Source organism: Streptomyces sp. NPDC054961 (assembly GCF_053609145.1).
In genome coordinates this window covers 66,414-84,262 of the sequence record NZ_JBSGWY010000020.1, presented here as the reverse complement: position 1 = coordinate 84,262, position 17,849 = coordinate 66,414, and the positions used below count along the sequence as shown (strand labels likewise).

Sequence of the window (17,849 nt, the reverse complement as noted above, 5' to 3'; positions counted from 1 at the left end):
GGGCCGGGGGGACCGGGGCTGTGGCGCCGCGGGGGCCGTGACGCCGTGGCGTGGCTCTCGTAGCAAGGCACAATCCGGGGCGGGGTCCCTACCTGCGTAAACACACAGCCGCGGCCCAAGTAGAATCCCTCTACGTGACTGCCAAGCCCCGCATCCCCAATGTCCTGGCCGGCCGCTACGCCTCCGCGGAGCTCGCCGTCCTGTGGTCCCCCGAGTACAAGGTGACGCTGGAGCGGCGGCTGTGGCTCGCCGTGCTCCGCGCCCAGAAGGACCTCGGTATCGAGGTCCCGGACGAGGCCATCGCCGATTACGAGCGCGTCCTGGAGACCGTCGACCTCGCCTCGATCGCGGAGCGCGAGAAGGTCACCCGGCACGACGTGAAGGCCCGCATCGAGGAGTTCAACGCCCTCGCCGGCCACGAGCACGTCCACAAGGGCATGACCTCCCGCGACCTCACCGAGAACGTCGAGCAGCTCCAGATCCGGCTCTCGCTGGAACTGGCCCGGGACCGTACGGTCGCCGTCCTCGCCCGGCTCGGCAAGCTGGCCGGCGAGCACGCCGAGCTGGTCATGGCGGGCCGCTCCCACAACGTCGCCGCGCAGGCGACCACCCTGGGCAAGCGCTTCGCCACCGCGGCCGACGAACTGCTCGTCGCCTACGGGCGCCTCGAGGACCTGCTGGGCCGCTACCCGCTGCGCGGGATCAAGGGCCCCGTCGGCACCGCGCAGGACATGCTCGACCTGCTGGGCGGTGACGCCTCGAAGCTCGCCGACCTGGAACAGCGCATCGCCTCCCACCTCGGCTTCGGCCAGGCCTTCACCTCGGTCGGCCAGGTCTACCCGCGCTCGCTGGACTACGACGTGGTCACCGCCCTGGTGCAGCTGGCCGCCGCCCCGTCCTCGATCGCCAAGACGATCCGCCTGATGGCCGGCCACGAGCTGGTCACCGAGGGCTTCAAGCCCGGCCAGGTCGGGTCCTCCGCGATGCCCCACAAGATGAACACCCGCTCGTGCGAGCGCGTGAACGGCCTGATGGTCATCCTGCGCGGCTACGCCTCGATGACCGGCGAGCTGGCCGGCGACCAGTGGAACGAGGGCGACGTCTCCTGCTCAGTGGTCCGCCGGGTCGCCCTGCCCGACGCGTTCTTCGCGCTCGACGGCCTGATGGAGACCTTCCTGACGGTCCTCGACGAGTTCGGCGCCTTCCCGGCCGTCGTGGCCCGCGAACTGGACCGCTACCTGCCCTTCCTGGCCACCACCAAGGTCCTGATGGGCGCGGTGCGGGCCGGGGTCGGCCGGGAGGCCGCCCACGAGGTCATCAAGGAGCACGCGGTGGCTTCCGCCCTCGCCATGCGCGAGCAGGGCGCCGAGCGCAACGAGCTGCTGGACAAGCTGGCCGCCGACGAGCGGATGCCGCTGGACCGGGCCCAGCTGGACGCCCTGATGGCCGACAAGCTGTCCTTCACCGGTGCGGCGGGCGACCAGGTCGCCTCCGTGGTCTCCCGCATCGAGGAGATCACCAAGGAGCACCCGGAGGCCGCCGGCTACACCCCGGGGTCGATCCTCTGACTCCCGACGAGCTGAACGCCGCCCGCGACCGCGTCCTCCCGGACGTGGTCGCGGGCGGTCTTCGTGTGCTCTTCTGCGGCATCAACCCGGGGCTGCTCTCCGCCGCGACGGGCCACCACTTCGCCCGCCCCGGCAACCGCTTCTGGCCGGTCCTGCACCTGTCGGGTTTCACCCCGCGCCGCCTGGCCCCGGCAGAGCAGGAGGAACTGCTCACCTACCGCCTCGGCATCACCAACGTGGTGGCCCGTGCCACCGCGCGCGCCGACGAGCTGAGCGCCGAAGAGTTCCGCGAGGGCGGCCGCGTCCTGACGGCCAAGGTCGAGCTCTTGCACCCCCAGTGGCTGGCCGTGGTCGGCGTCACCGCCTACCGCACCGCCTTTGGTGAGCGGAAGGCCCAGATCGGTCCCCAGGAGCGCACCATCGGCTCCACTCGCGTCTGGGCCCTCCCCAACCCCAGCGGCCTCAACGCCCATTGGACCGCCGAGTCCATGTCCCTCGAGTACGCCCGCCTCCGCGCGGCCGCCGACGCCGACTCCGCCTCCGCCTCCGCCTCCGCCTCGGGCACCTAGGGGGTCGGGCAGCGTTCGCCCCGTCCGACGCGCGGCACGCACTCTCGCCGTGCCGAACGCCGTGTTCGACGGGCAGACGTCGCCGACGCGGCACCGGAACCGCGGCCGGCGGCTCGCCGCGCGACGGGGGTGGCCCGGGCCTACGCTTGGTTGCCTGGGTCCACGGACGACAGGAGACCGCTGTGAAGTCGACCCCCACGCGACTGCGCCGGGCCTGTGTGGCCGTCGCGGCCGCGAGCGTCCTCCTCGCCCCGGCCGCCGTGGGCTCCGCGTACGGGACGACCGCCCCGCCGCCCTCTGCCCCCGCCGCTCCCTCCCCGGACACCGGAGCGGAGTTCCCTCAGCTCACACCGGCCGTCGCCGCGCAGCTGGACGCGGCCGTCCGCCGGGTCATGCGCGAGACAGGGGTGCCGGGCGTGACCGTGGGCCTGTGGGCCCCCGGCAAGGGAAGCTACGTGAAGAGCTTCGGCGTGGCGGACAAGGCGACCGGCGCGCCGATGAAGCCCGATCTCCACGTGCGGATCGGCAGCGAGACCAAGACGTTCACGGTCACCGCCCTCCTCCAGCTGGTCGACCAGGGGAAGGCCGGCCTGGACGACCCGATCAGCACCTACATCGCCGGGGTCCCGAACGGGGACCGCATCACCCTGCGCGAACTGGCCGGCATGCGCAGCGGGCTCTACAACTACAGCGAGGACGAGGACTTCATCAAGAAGCTCCAAGCCGATCCGTCTCAGTCCTTCACGCCGCGGCAGTTGCTCGGCTACTCCTTCAAGAATCCCGTGCAGTTCCAGCCGGGTGCGGAGTTCGACTACTCCAACACCAACTTGATCCTGCTCGGCCTGGTGGTGGAGAAGATCACCGGCCGCCCCCTCCACGAGGTCATCCAGAAGAACGTCCTGGAGCCGGCCGGACTGCACCGCACGGTCTTCCCCACCAGCCCCGCGATCCCGGCGCCCCGCGCACAGGGCTACACGAACCAGACGGCCTCGGGCAGGACCGTGGACTCGACCGGCTGGAACCCCTCCTGGGCCTGGGCCGCCGGAGAGATGATCTCCGACCTCCAGGACCTGCGCAGTTGGGCACACACCCTCGCCACCGGGACGCTCCTGACACCCGCGACGCAGGCCGAGCGCCTGAAGACCACCCCCATGAACCTTCCCGGTGACGGCTACGGGCTCGGCATCTTCAACGTCCAGGGCTGGATCGGCCACAACGGCTCGATCCCCGGCTACGAGGTCCTCCCCGTCTACCTGCCCGAGGCGCGGGCGACGATGGTCATCCTCCTCAATACCGACAGCCAGACCGACGGCCAGGAGCCCAGCACGCTCTTCGGTCAGGCGGTCACCCAGATCGTCACCCCCGACCACGTGTACCCCGGCCACAAGCCCCTGGGTCCCAAGCCCAGCTGATCGCGCCCCGCCTCCGAACCGACCGGCTCCTCGGGACACTTCACGTACCGGAGCCGGTCGATCGTGTTCCGGTGGGCCGGGCGCTTCGGCCGCCCCCGGCGTCACGCGTCCCGGCGCCGCACGGACAGCCAGCCGGCGGTCACCGCGGCCAGGGTCCACAGGGTCAGCACCCCCAGACCCGCCCAGGGGGCGAGGCCCACGGAGGTGTCCAGCCGCATCATCATCTGGCCCGCACGGTCCGGCAGGAACTGGGCTACGCCCTCGGAGACCGCGCCCAGCACGAAGGACACGATCAGCGTGAGGGGTATGAGCAGGCTCAGGACCGCGGTCGCACTGCGCAGCACCGCCGTCAGCCCGGCCGCCAGCAGGGCCATCAACGCCAGGTACATGCCGCAGCCGAATATCGCACGGCAGGCACCCGGGCTGCCCGGGTCCAGGGCGTAGGGGCCCATGAACGCCTGCCCGGCGAAGAAGGTGGCCAGTGCGGTGAGCTGGCCGACCACGAGGGCGGCCCCGCCCACCATGGCCAACTTGGACAGGTAGAACCGCGCACGGTTCGGCACCGCGGTCAGCGAGGTCCGCAGGGCGCCGTTGTGGAACTCGCTGGACAGCGCGGTCGCGCCGAAGGCGAAGGCGGCGATCTGCCCGAAGTTGAGGCTGTAGAAGGCCCCGAGGAGCGGATCGTCCCCCATGCTGCCGGCCTCTTCCTGGCCGATCATCGCGGTGGTCAGCGCCTGGATCCCGACCGTGACGGCGAAGACGCACATCAGCGCCCCGAAGGTGCCGCGCAGGGACCGTATCTTGATCCATTCCGAATGCAGGACGGGGACGGTGGGCAGAACGGTGCTCATGGGGAGGCCTCTCCTTGGAAGGGTGGGGTCAGCGGGTGGCGGCGAACTGGGCACTGCCTGCGGTCAGGTCGAGATAGGCCTGCTCCAGCGAGGCCCTCTCGTCGACCAGTTCCAGCATCGGAATGCCTTCACGGGCGGCGATCACACCGAGTCGCTCGGCCTGTATGCCGTCCACGGTCCACCGCCCTGCCTCGGCGCCGACCAGTTCGAAGTCGTCGCGGGCCAGGGCCGCCCGCAGCCGGGCCGGGTCGGTGGTGCGCAGCCGGACCCTCGGGGTGCTGCGGGCGTCGATGAACTCCTCCATCGAGGTGTCGGCCAGCAGTTTGCCCTCCCCGAGTACGACCAGGTGGTCGGCGAGGGCCGCGGTCTCGGTCATCAGGTGGCTGGAGACGAGGACCGTGCGCCCCTCGGCGGCCAGGCCGCGCATGAGCTCGCGGATCCAGATGATGCCTTCGGGGTCGAGCCCGTTGGTCGGCTCGTCCAGCAGCAGCACTTCGGGATCCCCGAGGAGTGCCGCGGCTATACCGAGGCGCTGGCGCATGCCGAGCGAGAAGGTCTTGATCCGCCGCTTGGCCGCCGAGGCGATGCCCGACTGCTCGAGGACCGCCTCCACCCGGCTCATCGGAATGCGGTTGGCCGCGGCGAGGAACCGGAGGTGGTCCCGGGCCGAGCGGCCGCCGTGCGCCGACTGCGCGTCCAGCAGCGCGCCCACCCGGTGGAGGGGATCGGGAAGTTCGGTGAACCGCCGGCCGCCGATGGTGGCCGTGCCGGAGGTGATCCGGTCCAGGCCCAGCAGCAGCCGCATCGTGGTCGACTTCCCGGCGCCGTTCGGTCCGAGGAAACCGGTGACGCGGCCGGGCATGACATCGAAGGTGAGGTGGTCCACGGCCAGGGTCCGGCCGAATTCCTTGGTCAGTTCTCGGATCTCGATGCTGTTCATGTCTCAAGGTTGGCCGCCGGCCCCACCCCTCTTCCTCCCCCAAGCGAGGGTTCTCCCTCCCCCACGTGGGGGAGCCGCGTGCTGCCCTCGGACTGCCACGATGGGGGGATGCACCGACTCATGCGCGCCGCACTGCGCCCAGTGACCTACTCCCGCTGGGTGCATCTGTGCGTGCCCAACTTGATGCTGGCCGTGTGGATGTTCATAGAGCCCGAGGCTCCGTGGGTACCGCTGGTCCTCGTCATACCGCTGGGGCTGCTGCCCTGGATGCGGATGGCCGAGGGGCTCCAGGCGCAGTTCCTCCTCAGTCCGCCCGCGCGGGGTCCCGGGACCACGCCGGAGCCCGAGGAGCACAGTTTCAGCGCCCTCCCGTCCAAGAAGTGGAGCGACCGCTGGCGGACCTTGCTGTGGCTGGAGATACGGCTCGTCCTCTCGCTGGCCACCCTGATGGTGTCGGTGTGGCTGCCGGTGCTGACGGTCGATCTGATCATGGCCGCGCTCACCGGAAGGCTCGGCGCGGAGAGCATTCTGCCCATCGTTCCCCCGTCCTGGGCGGCATGGCTGCTCGCGCCCGTGCCGCTGGTCCTGCTGCTCGTCCTCGTGATCCTGCTCGGCGAGGCGATCACCGTCATCGGCCGCCGGCTGCTAGGCCCGACGGCGGCGGAGCGGGTCAGCGCCCTGGAGCAGCGGACCGAGCAGTTGCTGGAGCGCACCCGCATCGCGCGTGAGCTGCACGACTCCATCGGCCACGCACTGACCGTGGCGGTCGTCCAGGCGGGGGCCGCGCGGGCGGCGGGCGACCCGGAGTTCACCGACCGCGCGCTGAGCGCGATCGAGGAGACGGGCCGGGCCGCGCTGGAGGACCTGGAGCGGGTGCTGCTCGTCCTGCGGGAGTCCGGCCAACGGCCCTCCCAGCGGCCGACCTTGGCGGAGGCCGACCGGCTGCTCGAGTCGGCGCGCGCCTCGGGCTCCGAGGTCGACGCACAACTGGTCGGCCCTCTCGACCAGTTGCCGGGACCGGTCACCCAGGAGGGGTACCGGATCCTGCAGGAGGCGCTCACCAATGTGCTGAGGCACTGCGGCCCCGTACCCGTACGGGTAAGGATCGGCATGGTCGCCGACCGGCTGGACCTGGAGGTGACCAATGCGCTGCCGGACCGGCCCACCGTCATGACCGGCTGCGGCACCGGGCTGCGCGGAATGCGGGAGCGGGCGGCGCTGCTGGGCGGAGAGGCCGAGACCGGTCTGTACCAAGGGGGTTGGAGGGTGCGCGCACGGCTTCCGCTGGAGCGAATACGCTGACCGGATGCCGGTTACCGTACTCCTCGTCGACGACGAACCCCTGGTGCGCGCGGGTCTGCGCGCCGTCCTGGACGCCCAGCCCGACATCGAGGTGGTCGGAGAAGCCGCCGACGGCGCCTCGGTGGTCCCGCTCGTGCGGCAGCTGCGACCGGACGTCGTGGCCATGGACGTCAGGATGCCGTTGCTCGACGGGATCGAGGCGACCCGGGCGGTCCTGCGCTCCGTGGACTCCCCGCCGAAGATCCTCGTGGTCACCACGTTCGAGAACGACGAGTACGTCTACCAGGCACTGCGCGCCGGCGCGGACGGGTTCCTGCTGAAGCGGGCCCGGCCGTCGGAGATCGTGCACGCGGTACGGCTGGTGGCGGAGGGCGAGACGCTGCTCTTCCCGGCGGCGGTGCGCTCCCTGGCCGCCGAGTACGGCAACCAGCAGGCGCGGACGGTGCTGGAGCGGGCCGCGCTGACCGACCGGGAGGCGGCCGTGCTGCGGCTGATGTCGAAGGGACTGACCAACATCGAGATCGCCCGCGAGCTGATCGTCGGGACGGAGACGGTGAAATCCCACGTGAGCGCGATCCTGGCGAAGCTCGGGGCGCGGGACCGGACCCAGGCCGTGATCGCCGCGTACGAGTCGGGCTTCGTCGCCCCTGCCTGACCGTCGCCGGGACACGGGCGGGGAAGGACGGATTCCGGCCGATGGGGGGCTGCTTCTCGCCGTCGTGCCGGGTCCGCAGTACGATCCGCCTGACACGCTCGCTCGCTGGGAGGACACACGTTGGGGCAGCTGACCGGCGGGGACCCCTCGCTGCTCCGGCGGATCAATTCCGCCGTGGTACTGCGGGCACTGCGCGCGGCCGAGGCGCCGACCCTCACCGACCTCACACGGGTGACCGGGCTCTCCCGGCCCACCGTCGAGGGGGTCGTCGAGGGACTCATCGGCACCGGGCTCGTCGTCGAGGCCGGTGCGGAGGAAGGGGCGCGGCGCCAGGGCCGGCCGGCCAGGCGGTTCCGCTTCCGGGCCGAGGCCGGGCACCTGCTCGGCGTGGAGATCGGCTCGCACAGGATCGCGGTGCTGCTGTCCGGTCTGGACGGGCGGGTGATCGGGGCCGGCACCAAGGAGGTCGCCGAGACGGCGTCCGCCGACGAGCGGCTGGAGAAGGTCCGCACGGCGGTGGCCGACCTGCTGCGCAAGGCCGGGGTGCCCCGCGACTCCCTTCGGGCGGTCGGCGTGGGCAGTCCAGGGATCGTGGAGGCCGACGGCACCGTCCGGCTCGGTACGGCGCTGCCCGGCTGGACCGGGCTGCCGCTCGGGGAACGGCTGCGCCGCTCCTTCCGCTGCCCGGTACAGGTGGAGAACGACGCGAATGCCGCGGCGGTGGCCGAGCACTGGAAGGGCGCGGCGTCCGACACCGACGACATGGTCTTCGTCATGGCCGGGCTCAGCCCCGGTGCGGGATCACTGATCGGCGGCCGGCTGCACCGCGGTTTCGGCGGGGCCGCCGGAGAGATCGGCGCCCTGCACCTGCTGGGCCGCGAGGCCACGCCGGAACGACTGCTGTCGACGACCGGCGAGCCGCTGCATCCGCTGGACGAACCGGCCGTAGCCGAGGTCTTCGCGATGGCCAGGCGCGGCGACGCGCGTGCGGTGGCCGCGGTGGAGCGGTTCCTCCAGCGGCTGGTCCACGACGTGGCGGCGCTGGTCCTGGCGATGGATCCGGAGCTGGTCGTGGTCGGCGGCTGGGCCGCCGGGCTGGACGGGGTCCTGGAACCCCTGCGCCGGGAGCTGGAGCGCTACTGCCTGCGCCCGCCCCGCGTGGCCCTGTCCCTGCTGGGTGAGGCGGCGGTCGCGACGGGAGCGTTGCGGCTGGCGCTGGACCACGTCGAGGAAGAGCTGTTCGCGGTGGAGAAAACGGTGACGGCCCGCCGCCGCTGATTCCACGCGGGGCGGGCCGTACGGTGCGCGGTCCGGGTCCTCGGGTGCACGGTCGGCTCCGGCTCCGGCTCCGACGATCCCGGCACGCACACATGCATGCAGGCGGACGGGCGAACGGGTAGACGGCCGGGCGGGCGGGAAGACGGACGGCCGACCGACCGCGGTCCCGACCGAGGCCGAGGCCGATCCGGCCGGCCCTCCGCGGAGGGCCGGCCCGCGGTTCAGGAAGCGGCGCGCTCGTCGTGGGTGATCTGCACGTCGCCCGAGTCACCGAAGGTGAGCCGGCAGGTGTCCGCACGGTAGGTGGCCACCGAGACGGCCGCGGTCCCCGCCGCCGTGAAGTAGCGGGTGGTGACCACGAGGACCGGCGCGCCGGGCAGTCGGTCCAGTTCCTTCGCGTCGTCCGCGCGCGCCGACCCGAGCTCCACCGAGCGGTCCTGCCCGTCGAGGACGAGCCGCTGCAGCTCGCGCAGGACGGCGCGGGCGCGCGCCGGACCGGCCGGAGCGTCGATCGCGGAGAGTCCGGGCACCGAGGCGGCCGGGACGTACAGCAGCTCGGCCGCGACGACCTGACCCTGCTCGACGCGGGTCCGGCGCACCGCGAGGACCAGTTCGCCCGGGGCGCTGCCGAGGAGCCTCAGGACGGCCACGCCCGGCACGGCTTCCGCCGCGTCCACCGGTTCCCAGCCGTCGGTGCTCTCGCCGGGCCAGCCGTGCTGCGCGCTGCCGACGTCCACACCCACGCGCGGCGGGGCGACCGTGGTGCCGACGCCGCGACGGCGCTGGAGACGGCCTTCGAGCTCCAGCTGCTCCAGGGCCTGACGCAGGGTCGCGCGGGCGACGCCGAAGCGGGCGGCGAGGTCCCGCTCGTTCGGCAGGACCTCGCCGACGGCGAAGTCCTGGTCGAGTGCCTCGCTGAGGACGGTCTTCAGGTGCCAGTACTTCGGCTCCGGCACCGATTCGAGCTGCGTGGTCCCCACCCTGACTCCTCCTGCCATCGCTGCAATCGCCGTGTTCCAGCGGCAGTTCCGCGCCCTTGTTTATTAAAGGTTCCTGCACTATCCCTGCGACGATAGGACGGCGCACCCCCTTGGTCAAGACCAATCCTCATGCCTTTGCCGGGCACACCGGGCATATGTGGCAAGCCGTTCACGGGATGTTCGCGGTCCCCCGGGTTCGGAACCCTTGTTGACGGGGACTACCGGGCGGTAATCATGGCGGGAGACACTCCTGACCATCCGTCTCGTACGCGTCCACCCGATTCCCGACGAGGAGCAGCATGACCGCCACGGTCTCCTTCACGATCGACTCGCCGCTGGGCCCCCGCACCGCCACCGCCGCCTACGAACGCAAGGGCACGGGCGAACCGCTCCTCCTGCTCCACGGCATCGGCCACCACCTCCAGGCCTGGCACCCGGTCACCGACATCCTGTCCGCCGAGCACGACTGATCGCCGTCGATCTGCCCGGCTTCGGCGTCTCGGAGCCGCTGCCCCACGGGGTCCCGTACAGCCTCGCCACCGTCGCCTCCGCACTCGGCGCGCTCGGCTCCGCCCTCGGTGTCGAGCGCCCGCACGTCGCGGGCAACTCCCTCGGCGGGCTGCTCGAGCTGGGCCGGGCCGGCCTGGCCCGCTCGGTCACCGCGCTCTCCCCCGCCGGGTTCTGGACGGAGGGCGAGCGCCGTTACGCCTTCGCCGCGCTCCGCGCGCTGCGCGCCGGCGCCGCCGTGCTGCCCCTGCCCGCCGTGGAGCGGCTCTCGCGCAGCGCAGCCGGCCGGGCGGCGCTCACCGGCACCATCTACGCACGCCCTGCCCGCCGTTCCCCCGCCGCCGTGGTCGCCGAGACCGTTGCCCTGCGCGAGGCCACCGGTTTCGAGCACACGCTGGCGGCGGGCGGCTCCGTACGGTTCACCGACGACCTGCCCGGTCTCCCGGTCACCATCGCCTGGGGCACCCGCGACCGGCTGCTCCTGCGCCGCCAGGGCATACGCGCCAAGCACACCATCCCCGGCGCACGCCTCGTCCGCCTCCCGGACTGCGGCCACGTCCCGATGAACGACGACCCGGCCCTGGTCGCCCGCGTCATCCTGGACACGGCCCGCGCCGCCCGCTGACCGGTTGGCCCGGTGGCGCCCCTTCGCCCTTACGCCCCTTCGCCCGGTGGCCCCTTCGTCCCCTCGCCCCGCCATCCGTTCGCGTTCGTCCCTCCCGGCCCCCTCGGTCCGCCCATCAGTGTTCACACACGGTTCGCGTGGGCGACGCGGCCGTGCCGGTGTGCCGCCGGTGTACGGCGGCACGCTGGTCCGGCCCCGCCCCCGCCGGCCTCTGGAGACGCACCGATGGCACCGATTCCGCACACCCGACGGTCCCTGCTCGGCGGCTCCCTCGCCGTTCCCGTGGGCCTCGCCCTGTCCAGCGCCCTCACCGGCGCCCTCACCGCCCCGGCCTACGCCGCCTCCGCCCCGGCCCTCGCCCGGTCCGGCCGCCCGAACGCCCTCTGGGGCGTCCAGTCCGGGGAGATCACCGCCCACTCGGCCACCGTCTGGACGCGCTCCGACCGGCTCGCGCGGATGTACGTGGAGACCTCCCCGAGCGAGTCGTTCCGCTACGCCGTCCGCCGCCACCGCGGCCCGCTCCTCGGCCCCGACACCGACTTCACCGGCACCACCACGCTGCGCGAACTCCCGCCCGGCCAGCAGGTCCACTACCGGGTCGTCCTCGCCGACCCCGACGACCTGCGCCGCACCGGCGAGCCGGTCCACGGCACGTTCCGCACCACCCCCGCCTCCCGCCGCCGCGACGTGCGCTTCCTGTGGTCCGGGGACCTCGCCGGCCAGGGCTGGGGCATCAACCCCGGTCTGGGCGGCTACCGCGTCTTCGACGAAATGCGGCTGCGCGACCCCGACTTCTTCCTCTTCAGCGGGGACACCATCTACGCCGACGGCCCGATCCAGGCCTCCGTACCCCTGCGCGACGGCACCCTCTGGCACAACGTGACGACCGAGGAGAAGGCCAAGGTCGCCGAGACCCTCGCCGAGTACCGCGGCAATTTCCGCTACAACCTGCTCGACAGCAACCTGCGCGACTTCAACGCCCAGGTCCCCGTCCTCGCGCAGTGGGACGACCACGAGGTCCGCAACAACTGGTACCCGGGGCAGATCCTCGACGACCCCCGCTACACCGTGAAGGACGTCGACACCCTCGCCGGGCGGGCCCGCCGGGCCTTCGGCGAGTACTTCCCCGTCACCGACCTGCGCGGCGGCCGCGCCGAGGGCCGGATGTACCGGGTGATGCGCCACGGCCCGCTGCTCGACGTCTTCGTCCTCGACATGCGCACCCACCGCGACGCCAACTCCCCCGGCCGCCAGACCGACGACCCCATCGGGATCCTCGGCCCCGAGCAGCTGGCCTGGCTCAAGCGCGAGCTCTCGCGTTCCCGCGCCACCTGGAAGGTCATCGCCGCCGACATGCCGCTGGGGATCGTGGTCGCCGACGGTGCCGCGAACTTCGAGGCCGTCGCCCAGGGGGACCCGGGCGCGCCGCTCGGCCGCGAGCTCCAGATCGCCGAGCTCCTGCGCCACATCAAGCACCAGCGCATCACCGGCACCCTCTGGCTCACCGCGGACGTCCACTACACGGCCGCGAACCACTACGCGCCCGAGCGGGCCGCCTTCACCGACTTCGAGCCGTTCTGGGAGTTCGTCTCCGGCCCCATCGGGGCGGGCGGGTTCCCGGCGGGCCCGCTCGACGCCACGTTCGGCCCGCGGACGGCGTACGTCCAGTCCGCTCCGCTCGCCAACATGTCCCCGGCCGAGAACCCCCCGTACTACGGCGAGGTGGAGATCGACGGCGAAGGCGGCGAGCTCACGGTCCGCTTGCGGCGCCAGGGGGGCGGTGTGCTGTTCACCCAGACGCTGCGGCCCGGACGGGTGGGGCAGTAGCGGATGCGCCCCGCGTCCGACATCAGCCGGAAAACAGGGCGAAATCGACCAGATGGATCCTTAACCCATCGGTCACAGATCGTTCGTGATCACGCAACACCCCTGGGTCACAGTGGTCTGCATGACTGAGCGTACTGCTACCCCTGCCCAGCGTCCCCACCGCCACCACTGGCGCCGGGACGTCGTCGAACTCGCCGCCCTCTTCTGCGCCGTGGCCGTCGCCGACGGCATCGCCAATCTCGTCGTGCACGGCCCGCGCGGCCCCGTGCTGCTCGTCGCCTCCGCCCTCGCCCTCCTGGTCACGGCGGCGTTCCACACGTGGTGGGCACGGCGCCACAGCCATGCGCCCCCGCCCACGAGCACGGCGCCCACCGATCCGGGCGCGGCCCCCGTCACCGGGACGGCCACGGCCGCCGGTGCGGGCGCCGCCGGAACGGCCGAGGACCCCGCGCTCACCACCAGCCTGTGGCGGATGCGGACGACCGTGCGCGACGAGCCCGGCAGTCTCGCCGTGATCTGCGCCGCCCTCGCCCGGAGCGGGGTCGACATCCTGACCCTCCAGACGCACCCGCTCGCCGAGGGCGGCACGGTGGACGAGTTCCTGCTGCGCGCTCCGCAGCAGCTGCCCTCCGCCGAGCTGACCCGGGCCGTCGCCGGAGCCGGCGGCCACAGCACCTGGATCGAGCGCGCCGACGCCCACGACCTCGTCGACGCCCCGACCCGCGTCCTGGGCCTGGCCACCCGCACCGCGCTGGACGCCGCCGAGCTGCCCCTCGCGCTGCGCCAGCTGCTCGGCCGCTGCACCATCCACTCGATTCCCGCGACCACCCTCTCGGGGCGCCCCAACGCCGGCGCCGACGCGCCGGTCGAAGGGGTCCTCGAGGCCACCGTCATGCGGCTGCGCGACCCCTCGGGCGGTGCGATCACCGTCGAGCGGCCCTACCTGCCGTTCACCCCGACCGAGTTCGCCCGCGCCCGTGCGCTCGTCGAGCTCGACGCCCGGCTCGGGCCGCGCGTCCCGCGCAGCCAGGACGTCCTGACCCTGCCCGAGGGCAACGAGATCACCGTGCGCCGCGCCGACGGCTCCGACCTGCCGGCCGCCCGCGCGATGCACGACCGCTGCTCGGAACGCACCCTGTCCCTGCGCTACCACGGGCCCGTCGTCGACGCCGACCGCTACCTCGGCCACCTGCTGAGCCCGCGCTTCGGCCGTACGCTCGCCGCGACCACCGCCTCCGGCAAGCTCGTCGCCCTCGGCCACCTGCTCTGGGACGGCGACGAGACCGAGGTCGCGCTGCTCATCGAGGACGACTGGCAGCGCCGGGGCATCGGCACCGAGCTGCTCGGCCGGCTGATCGGGATGGCCGTCGAGGCCGGGTGCGACAGCGTGTACGCCGTCACCCAGGCCTCGAACACCGGCATGGTCGCCGCCATGCGCGGCCTCGGCCTGCCCCTGGACTACCAGATCGAGGAGGGCACCCTGGTGATCACGGCCCGGCTGGACGCGACCCCGGTCATCTCCCGGCTCCCGTACGAGCTCCCGTGCGAGCTCCCGGCCGAAGCCCGCGCGCTGCCCCGTACGCGGCACTGAGCGCGATCCGGGTCCCGGTGCCGTGACCGGCGAGGTGTGCCGGTCACGGCGCCGGGCCGGCTCTTCGGATCTTGCCGGGCCCGCGGTGTCCGGCAAGATCCGAAGGGACGATCTAGCGGACCAGGGCCGGACGGTCCGCGTCCGCGCGGTCCCCGGTGCCTCCGCGGCCCACGGCCCGGTCCAGCGCCTGGTCCAGATCGGCCCACAGGTCGTCCACGTCCTCCAGCCCGACCGACATGCGCAGCAGCCGGTCGCTGACGCCCGAGGCGTGCCGGTCGCCCTCGGCCACGATGCGGTGGCTGATGGAGGCCGGGTGCTGGATGAGGGTGTCGACACTGCCCAGGCTGACCGCCGGTGTGATCAGCCGGACCGAGGCGATCACCTCGTGCGGGTCCCCGGCCGTCTCGAAGGCGACCATGGCCCCGCCGATCCGCGGGTAGTGCACCCGCAGCACGCGCGGGTCCGCCTCGAGCCTGCGGCTGAGTTCGGCGGCGCTCGCGGAGGCCGCCCTTACCCGGACGGGGAGCGTCGAGAGCCCGCGGAGCAGCAGGTAGGCGGCCAGCGGGTGGAGCACCCCGCCGGTGGCGAACCGGACTTGGCGCAGCTGCCGGGCGAACTCCTCGTCGCAGGCCACGACCCCGCCGAGGACGTCCCCGTGCCCGCCCAGGTACTTGGTGGCGCTGTGCAGCACCAGGCGGGCCCCGCTCTCGGCCGGCCGCTGCAGGACGGGGGTCGCGAAGGTGTTGTCCACGAGCAGCGGCACGTTCCCGCAGGCGTACGCGGCGGCCCGCAGGTCGATCTCCGCGAGGGTGGGGTTGGCGGGCGACTCGATCATGACGAGCCCGGTGTCGGGCCGGATGGCGTCGGCGATGCCCGCCGGATCCACCCAGGTCACCGTGGTGCCGAGCAGGCCGCTGCTCAGCAGGTGGTCGCTGCACCCGTAGAGCGGTCGTACGGCGACCACGTGACGCAGGTCCTTCATCCCCCGCACCAGCAGGCAGGCCGACAGCGCGGCCATTCCGCTCGCGAAGGCGACGGCGCTCTCGGTGCCTTCGAGCCGGGCCAGGGCCGTCTCGAAGCGGGCGGTGGTCGGGTTGTCCAGCCGGGAGTAGACCGGCGGGCCCTCGGGCCGGGCTCCGGTGGTAGCGAACGCGTCGATGCGAGCGGCCTCCGCCCGGCTGTCGTACGACGGGTAGGTCGTCGACAGATCGAGCGGAGGCGCGTGCAGTCCGAGCCCGGCGAGGTCCTCGCGTCCGGCATGAACGGCTTCGGTGGCCAGTGACCGTCGTGCGGTCTGGGCGTTCGTCTCCATGGGCCGTACTGTGTGCGGCGCCACGGCCGGGGCGTGAAAACGCCGTGCTACGTTCGGCCAATGTCCGAATCCGTCGCGCTGGACCCGGTCGACCTGCACATTCTGCGGCTTCTGCAGAACGACGCCCGGTCCACCTATCGCGATCTCGCCGCCGAGGTCGGCATCGCGGCGTCGACCTGTCTCGACCGAGTCGCCCGGATGCGCCGCTCGGGGATCATCCTCGGCAACCGGCTCAGGCTGGATCCCGCCAAGCTGGGGCGGGGCCTGGAGGCGCTGCTGCTCATACAGGTGCGCCCGCACCGGCGTGAGCTGATCGGTCCGTTCGTCGAGCGGGTGCGCTCGCTGACCGCCTCGCGAGCCGTCTTCCATCTGACGGGCCCCGACGACTACCTCGTTCACGTGGCCGTTTCCGATCCCGGCGAGCTCCAGCGGCTGGTCCTCGACGAGTTCACCTCGCGGCGCGAAGTCGCCCGCGTGGAGACCCGGTTGATCTTCCAGGAATGGGACTGCGGGCCCTTGCTGCCCCCCATGTCAGCAGGCTGAGGGCATTTGGTGATGACGCGAGCCCGTCTCACGTACGAAGATGGCCGCATGTCAGACATCCTCCACAGTGACGGCGCCGCTCGGCTGCCCCGCCAGGTCGCCGACGCCTACGTCGACGAGCTCATCGCCATCGACCCGATCACGGGCACCTACCTCGGTGTCGCCGCCAGCTCCGGCAAGCTTCCGGACCTCTCCCCGGCGGGCCGCGCCGCGGCCGCCGAGCTGTCCCGTTCGACCCTCGCGCTGCTCGACGCCGCCGAGCGCCGGCCGGGTGCCGACAGCGATGTCGAGCGCCGCTGCGCCCGCCTGCTGCGCGAGCGCCTCACCGCCGAGATCGCGGTCTTCGAGGCCGACGAGGACCTGCGGGCGGTCAGCAACATCCACTCCCCGGCGCACTCGGTCCGCGAGGTCTTCACCCTGACCCCGGCCGACACGGACGAGGAATGGGCCGCCATCGCGGAGCGGCTGCGCGCCGTTCCGGCCGCCTACGCGGGCTACCGCGAGTGCCTCGCGCTCGGCCTGGACCGCGGCCTGTACGGCAGCCCGCGCCCCACCGCCACCTTCATCGAGCAGCTCACCGGCTGGGCCGGCGAGAACGGCGACGGCGAGGCGTTCTTCGCCGAGTTCGCCGCGGGCGGCCCGGACGCGCTGCGCGCCGAGCTCGACGAGGCGGCAGCCGCCGCGACCGGCGCCGTCGTCGAACTCCGCGACTGGATGCGGGACGTGTACGCCCCCGCCGTCGAGGGACAGCCGGACCCGGTGGGCCGCGAGCGCTACGCCCGCTGGTCGCGCTACTTCAACGGCACGGACCTGGACCTGGACGAGGCCTACGCCTACGGCTGGTCCGAGTACCACCGGCTGCTCGCCGAGATGAAGTCGGAAGCCGCCAAGATCCTCCCCGACGCCGGCCCCTGGGAGGTGCTCAAGCACCTGGACGAGCACGGCACCCACATCGACGGCGTCGACGAGGTCCAGGCCTGGCTGCAGGGCCTCATGGACGAGGCCATCGAGAACCTGGACGGCACCCACTTCGAACTCGCCGAGCGGGTCAAGAAGGTGGAGTCGCGGATCGCCCCTCCGGGCGGCGCGGCGGCCCCGTACTACACGAACCCCTCGGAGGACTTCTCCCGTCCGGGGCGCACCTGGCTGCCGACGATGGGCCAGACCCGCTTCCCCGTGTACGACCTGGTCTCCACCTGGTACCACGAGGGCGTTCCGGGCCACCACCTCCAGCTGGCGCAGTGGACGCACGTCGCGGACCAGCTCTCCCGCTACCAGGCCAGCGTCGGTCTCGTCAGCGCCAACGCCGAGGGCTGGGCGCTGTACGCGGAGCGGCTGATGGACGAGCTGGGCTACCTCAAGGACGCCGAGCAGCGGCTCGGCTACCTGGACTGCCAGATGATGCGTGCCGCGCGGGTCATCGTGGACATCGGCATGCACCTCGGCCTGGAGATCCCGGCGGACTCGCCGTTCCACCCGGGCGAGCGCTGGACGGTGGACCTGGCGCAGGAGTTCTTCGGCCTGCACAGCGGCCGGCCGGGTGACTTCGTCGAGAGCGAGCTGACCCGCTACCTGTCGATGCCGGGCCAGGCCATCGGTTACAAGCTGGGCGAGCGCGCCTGGCTGCTGGGCCGTGACAACGCGCGGGCCGCGCACGGCGATTCCTTCGACCTGAAGGCGTGGCACATGGCGGCGCTGTCCCAGGGTTCGCTCGGCCTCGACGACCTGGTGGACGAGCTGTCGAAGCTCTGACCGGCAGGTCCCGTGCGCACGGTCCGGGGGGGGGGCCCGCGGGGGGGGGGGGGGGGCGGGCGGGCGGGGGGCGGCCCCCCCCCCCCCCCCCCGCGCGCGGCCCCCCCCCCCCCCCCCCCCCCGGGGCTCGAGCCGAG

The 17,849-nt window shown here is 72.8% G+C and carries 14 protein-coding genes and 1 pseudogene; 11 read left to right on the top strand and 4 right to left on the bottom strand.

The annotated features are described in order from the left end of the window. Positions 1 to 134: 134 nt before the first annotated feature. The 3 genes from purB to ACWF9Z_RS19515 all read left to right on the top strand — a co-directional run bounded on the left by purB (position 135) and on the right by ACWF9Z_RS19515 (position 3,549). Entirely contained in the window at positions 135 to 1,568 is a 1,434-nt protein-coding gene (gene purB / locus ACWF9Z_RS19525) for an adenylosuccinate lyase (protein WP_453603658.1), read from the top strand. Next, positions 1,565 to 2,137 carry a G/U mismatch-specific DNA glycosylase gene (gene mug, locus ACWF9Z_RS19520; RefSeq protein ID WP_453603740.1) on the top strand — a complete coding sequence of 191 codons (573 nt, stop codon included), beginning with the start codon at positions 1,565 to 1,567 and terminating at the stop codon, positions 2,135 to 2,137. The genes purB and mug overlap by 4 nt, the downstream gene beginning before the upstream one ends. Positions 2,138 to 2,319: 182 nt before the next feature. Further along, complete coding sequence (locus ACWF9Z_RS19515; protein WP_453603656.1) at positions 2,320 to 3,549, top strand: serine hydrolase domain-containing protein; 1,230 nt, start codon at positions 2,320 to 2,322, stop codon at positions 3,547 to 3,549. 101 nt (positions 3,550 to 3,650) lie between these two features. Here ACWF9Z_RS19515 and ACWF9Z_RS19510 read toward each other — a convergent pair whose 3' ends face one another. Together ACWF9Z_RS19510 and ACWF9Z_RS19505 are read right to left on the bottom strand one after the other, a co-directional pair. Beyond that, positions 3,651 to 4,400: an ABC transporter permease gene (locus ACWF9Z_RS19510; RefSeq protein ID WP_453603654.1), complete on the bottom strand. Its 750-nt coding sequence runs from the start codon at positions 4,398 to 4,400 to the stop codon at positions 3,651 to 3,653. A 28-nt stretch (positions 4,401 to 4,428) separates the two neighbouring features. Continuing rightward, the gene (locus ACWF9Z_RS19505) at positions 4,429 to 5,340 is read right to left on the bottom strand and encodes an ABC transporter ATP-binding protein (protein WP_453603652.1); all 912 of its coding nucleotides are present in this window, start codon (positions 5,338 to 5,340) and stop codon (positions 4,429 to 4,431) included. 108 nt (positions 5,341 to 5,448) lie between these two features. Between ACWF9Z_RS19505 and ACWF9Z_RS19500 the strand changes: the two genes are divergently transcribed. The 3 genes from ACWF9Z_RS19500 (at position 5,449) to ACWF9Z_RS19490 (ending at position 8,575) form a co-directional block, all read left to right on the top strand. Further along, a complete protein-coding gene (locus tag ACWF9Z_RS19500; RefSeq protein WP_453603650.1) occupies positions 5,449 to 6,642 on the top strand; it encodes a sensor histidine kinase in 1,194 nt (397 codons plus the stop codon). Between the two features lie 4 nt (positions 6,643 to 6,646). Next, on the top strand, positions 6,647 to 7,297 hold the full coding sequence (locus tag ACWF9Z_RS19495; RefSeq protein WP_453603648.1) for a response regulator: 651 nt from the start codon (positions 6,647 to 6,649) through the stop codon (positions 7,295 to 7,297). A 120-nt stretch (positions 7,298 to 7,417) separates the two neighbouring features. After that, positions 7,418 to 8,575: an ROK family transcriptional regulator gene (locus ACWF9Z_RS19490; RefSeq protein ID WP_453603646.1), complete on the top strand. Its 1,158-nt coding sequence runs from the start codon at positions 7,418 to 7,420 to the stop codon at positions 8,573 to 8,575. Positions 8,576 to 8,796: 221 nt separating this feature from the next. Here ACWF9Z_RS19490 and ACWF9Z_RS19485 read toward each other — a convergent pair whose 3' ends face one another. Continuing rightward, positions 8,797 to 9,555, bottom strand: a complete 759-nt coding sequence (locus ACWF9Z_RS19485; protein WP_453603645.1) for a GntR family transcriptional regulator — start codon at positions 9,553 to 9,555, stop codon at positions 8,797 to 8,799. A 299-nt stretch (positions 9,556 to 9,854) separates the two neighbouring features. Between ACWF9Z_RS19485 and ACWF9Z_RS19480 the strand changes: the two are divergent. The 3 genes and pseudogenes from ACWF9Z_RS19480 to ACWF9Z_RS19470 all read left to right on the top strand — a co-directional run bounded on the left by ACWF9Z_RS19480 (position 9,855) and on the right by ACWF9Z_RS19470 (position 14,105). After that, positions 9,855 to 10,687 (top strand): annotated as a pseudogene (locus ACWF9Z_RS19480) (alpha/beta fold hydrolase). Between the two features lie 225 nt (positions 10,688 to 10,912). Next, positions 10,913 to 12,514: an alkaline phosphatase D family protein gene (locus tag ACWF9Z_RS19475; RefSeq protein ID WP_453603643.1), complete on the top strand. Its 1,602-nt coding sequence runs from the start codon at positions 10,913 to 10,915 to the stop codon at positions 12,512 to 12,514. A 121-nt stretch (positions 12,515 to 12,635) separates the two neighbouring features. Next, on the top strand, positions 12,636 to 14,105 hold the full coding sequence (locus ACWF9Z_RS19470; RefSeq protein ID WP_453603641.1) for a GNAT family N-acetyltransferase: 1,470 nt from the start codon (positions 12,636 to 12,638) through the stop codon (positions 14,103 to 14,105). A gap of 112 nt (positions 14,106 to 14,217) precedes the next feature. Here ACWF9Z_RS19470 and ACWF9Z_RS19465 read toward each other — a convergent pair whose 3' ends face one another. After that, the gene (locus tag ACWF9Z_RS19465; protein WP_453603639.1) at positions 14,218 to 15,417 is read right to left on the bottom strand and encodes a trans-sulfuration enzyme family protein; all 1,200 of its coding nucleotides are present in this window, start codon (positions 15,415 to 15,417) and stop codon (positions 14,218 to 14,220) included. 60 nt (positions 15,418 to 15,477) lie between these two features. On the opposite strand from ACWF9Z_RS19465, the gene ACWF9Z_RS19460 reads away from it, so the two are divergent. Beyond that, positions 15,478 to 15,960, top strand: coding sequence for an Lrp/AsnC family transcriptional regulator (locus ACWF9Z_RS19460; protein ID WP_356653537.1), 483 nt, complete (start codon positions 15,478 to 15,480; stop codon positions 15,958 to 15,960). 48 nt (positions 15,961 to 16,008) lie between these two features. After that, positions 16,009 to 17,712: a DUF885 domain-containing protein gene (locus ACWF9Z_RS19455; RefSeq protein WP_453603637.1), complete on the top strand. Its 1,704-nt coding sequence runs from the start codon at positions 16,009 to 16,011 to the stop codon at positions 17,710 to 17,712. Positions 17,713 to 17,849: the final 137 nt, after the last annotated feature.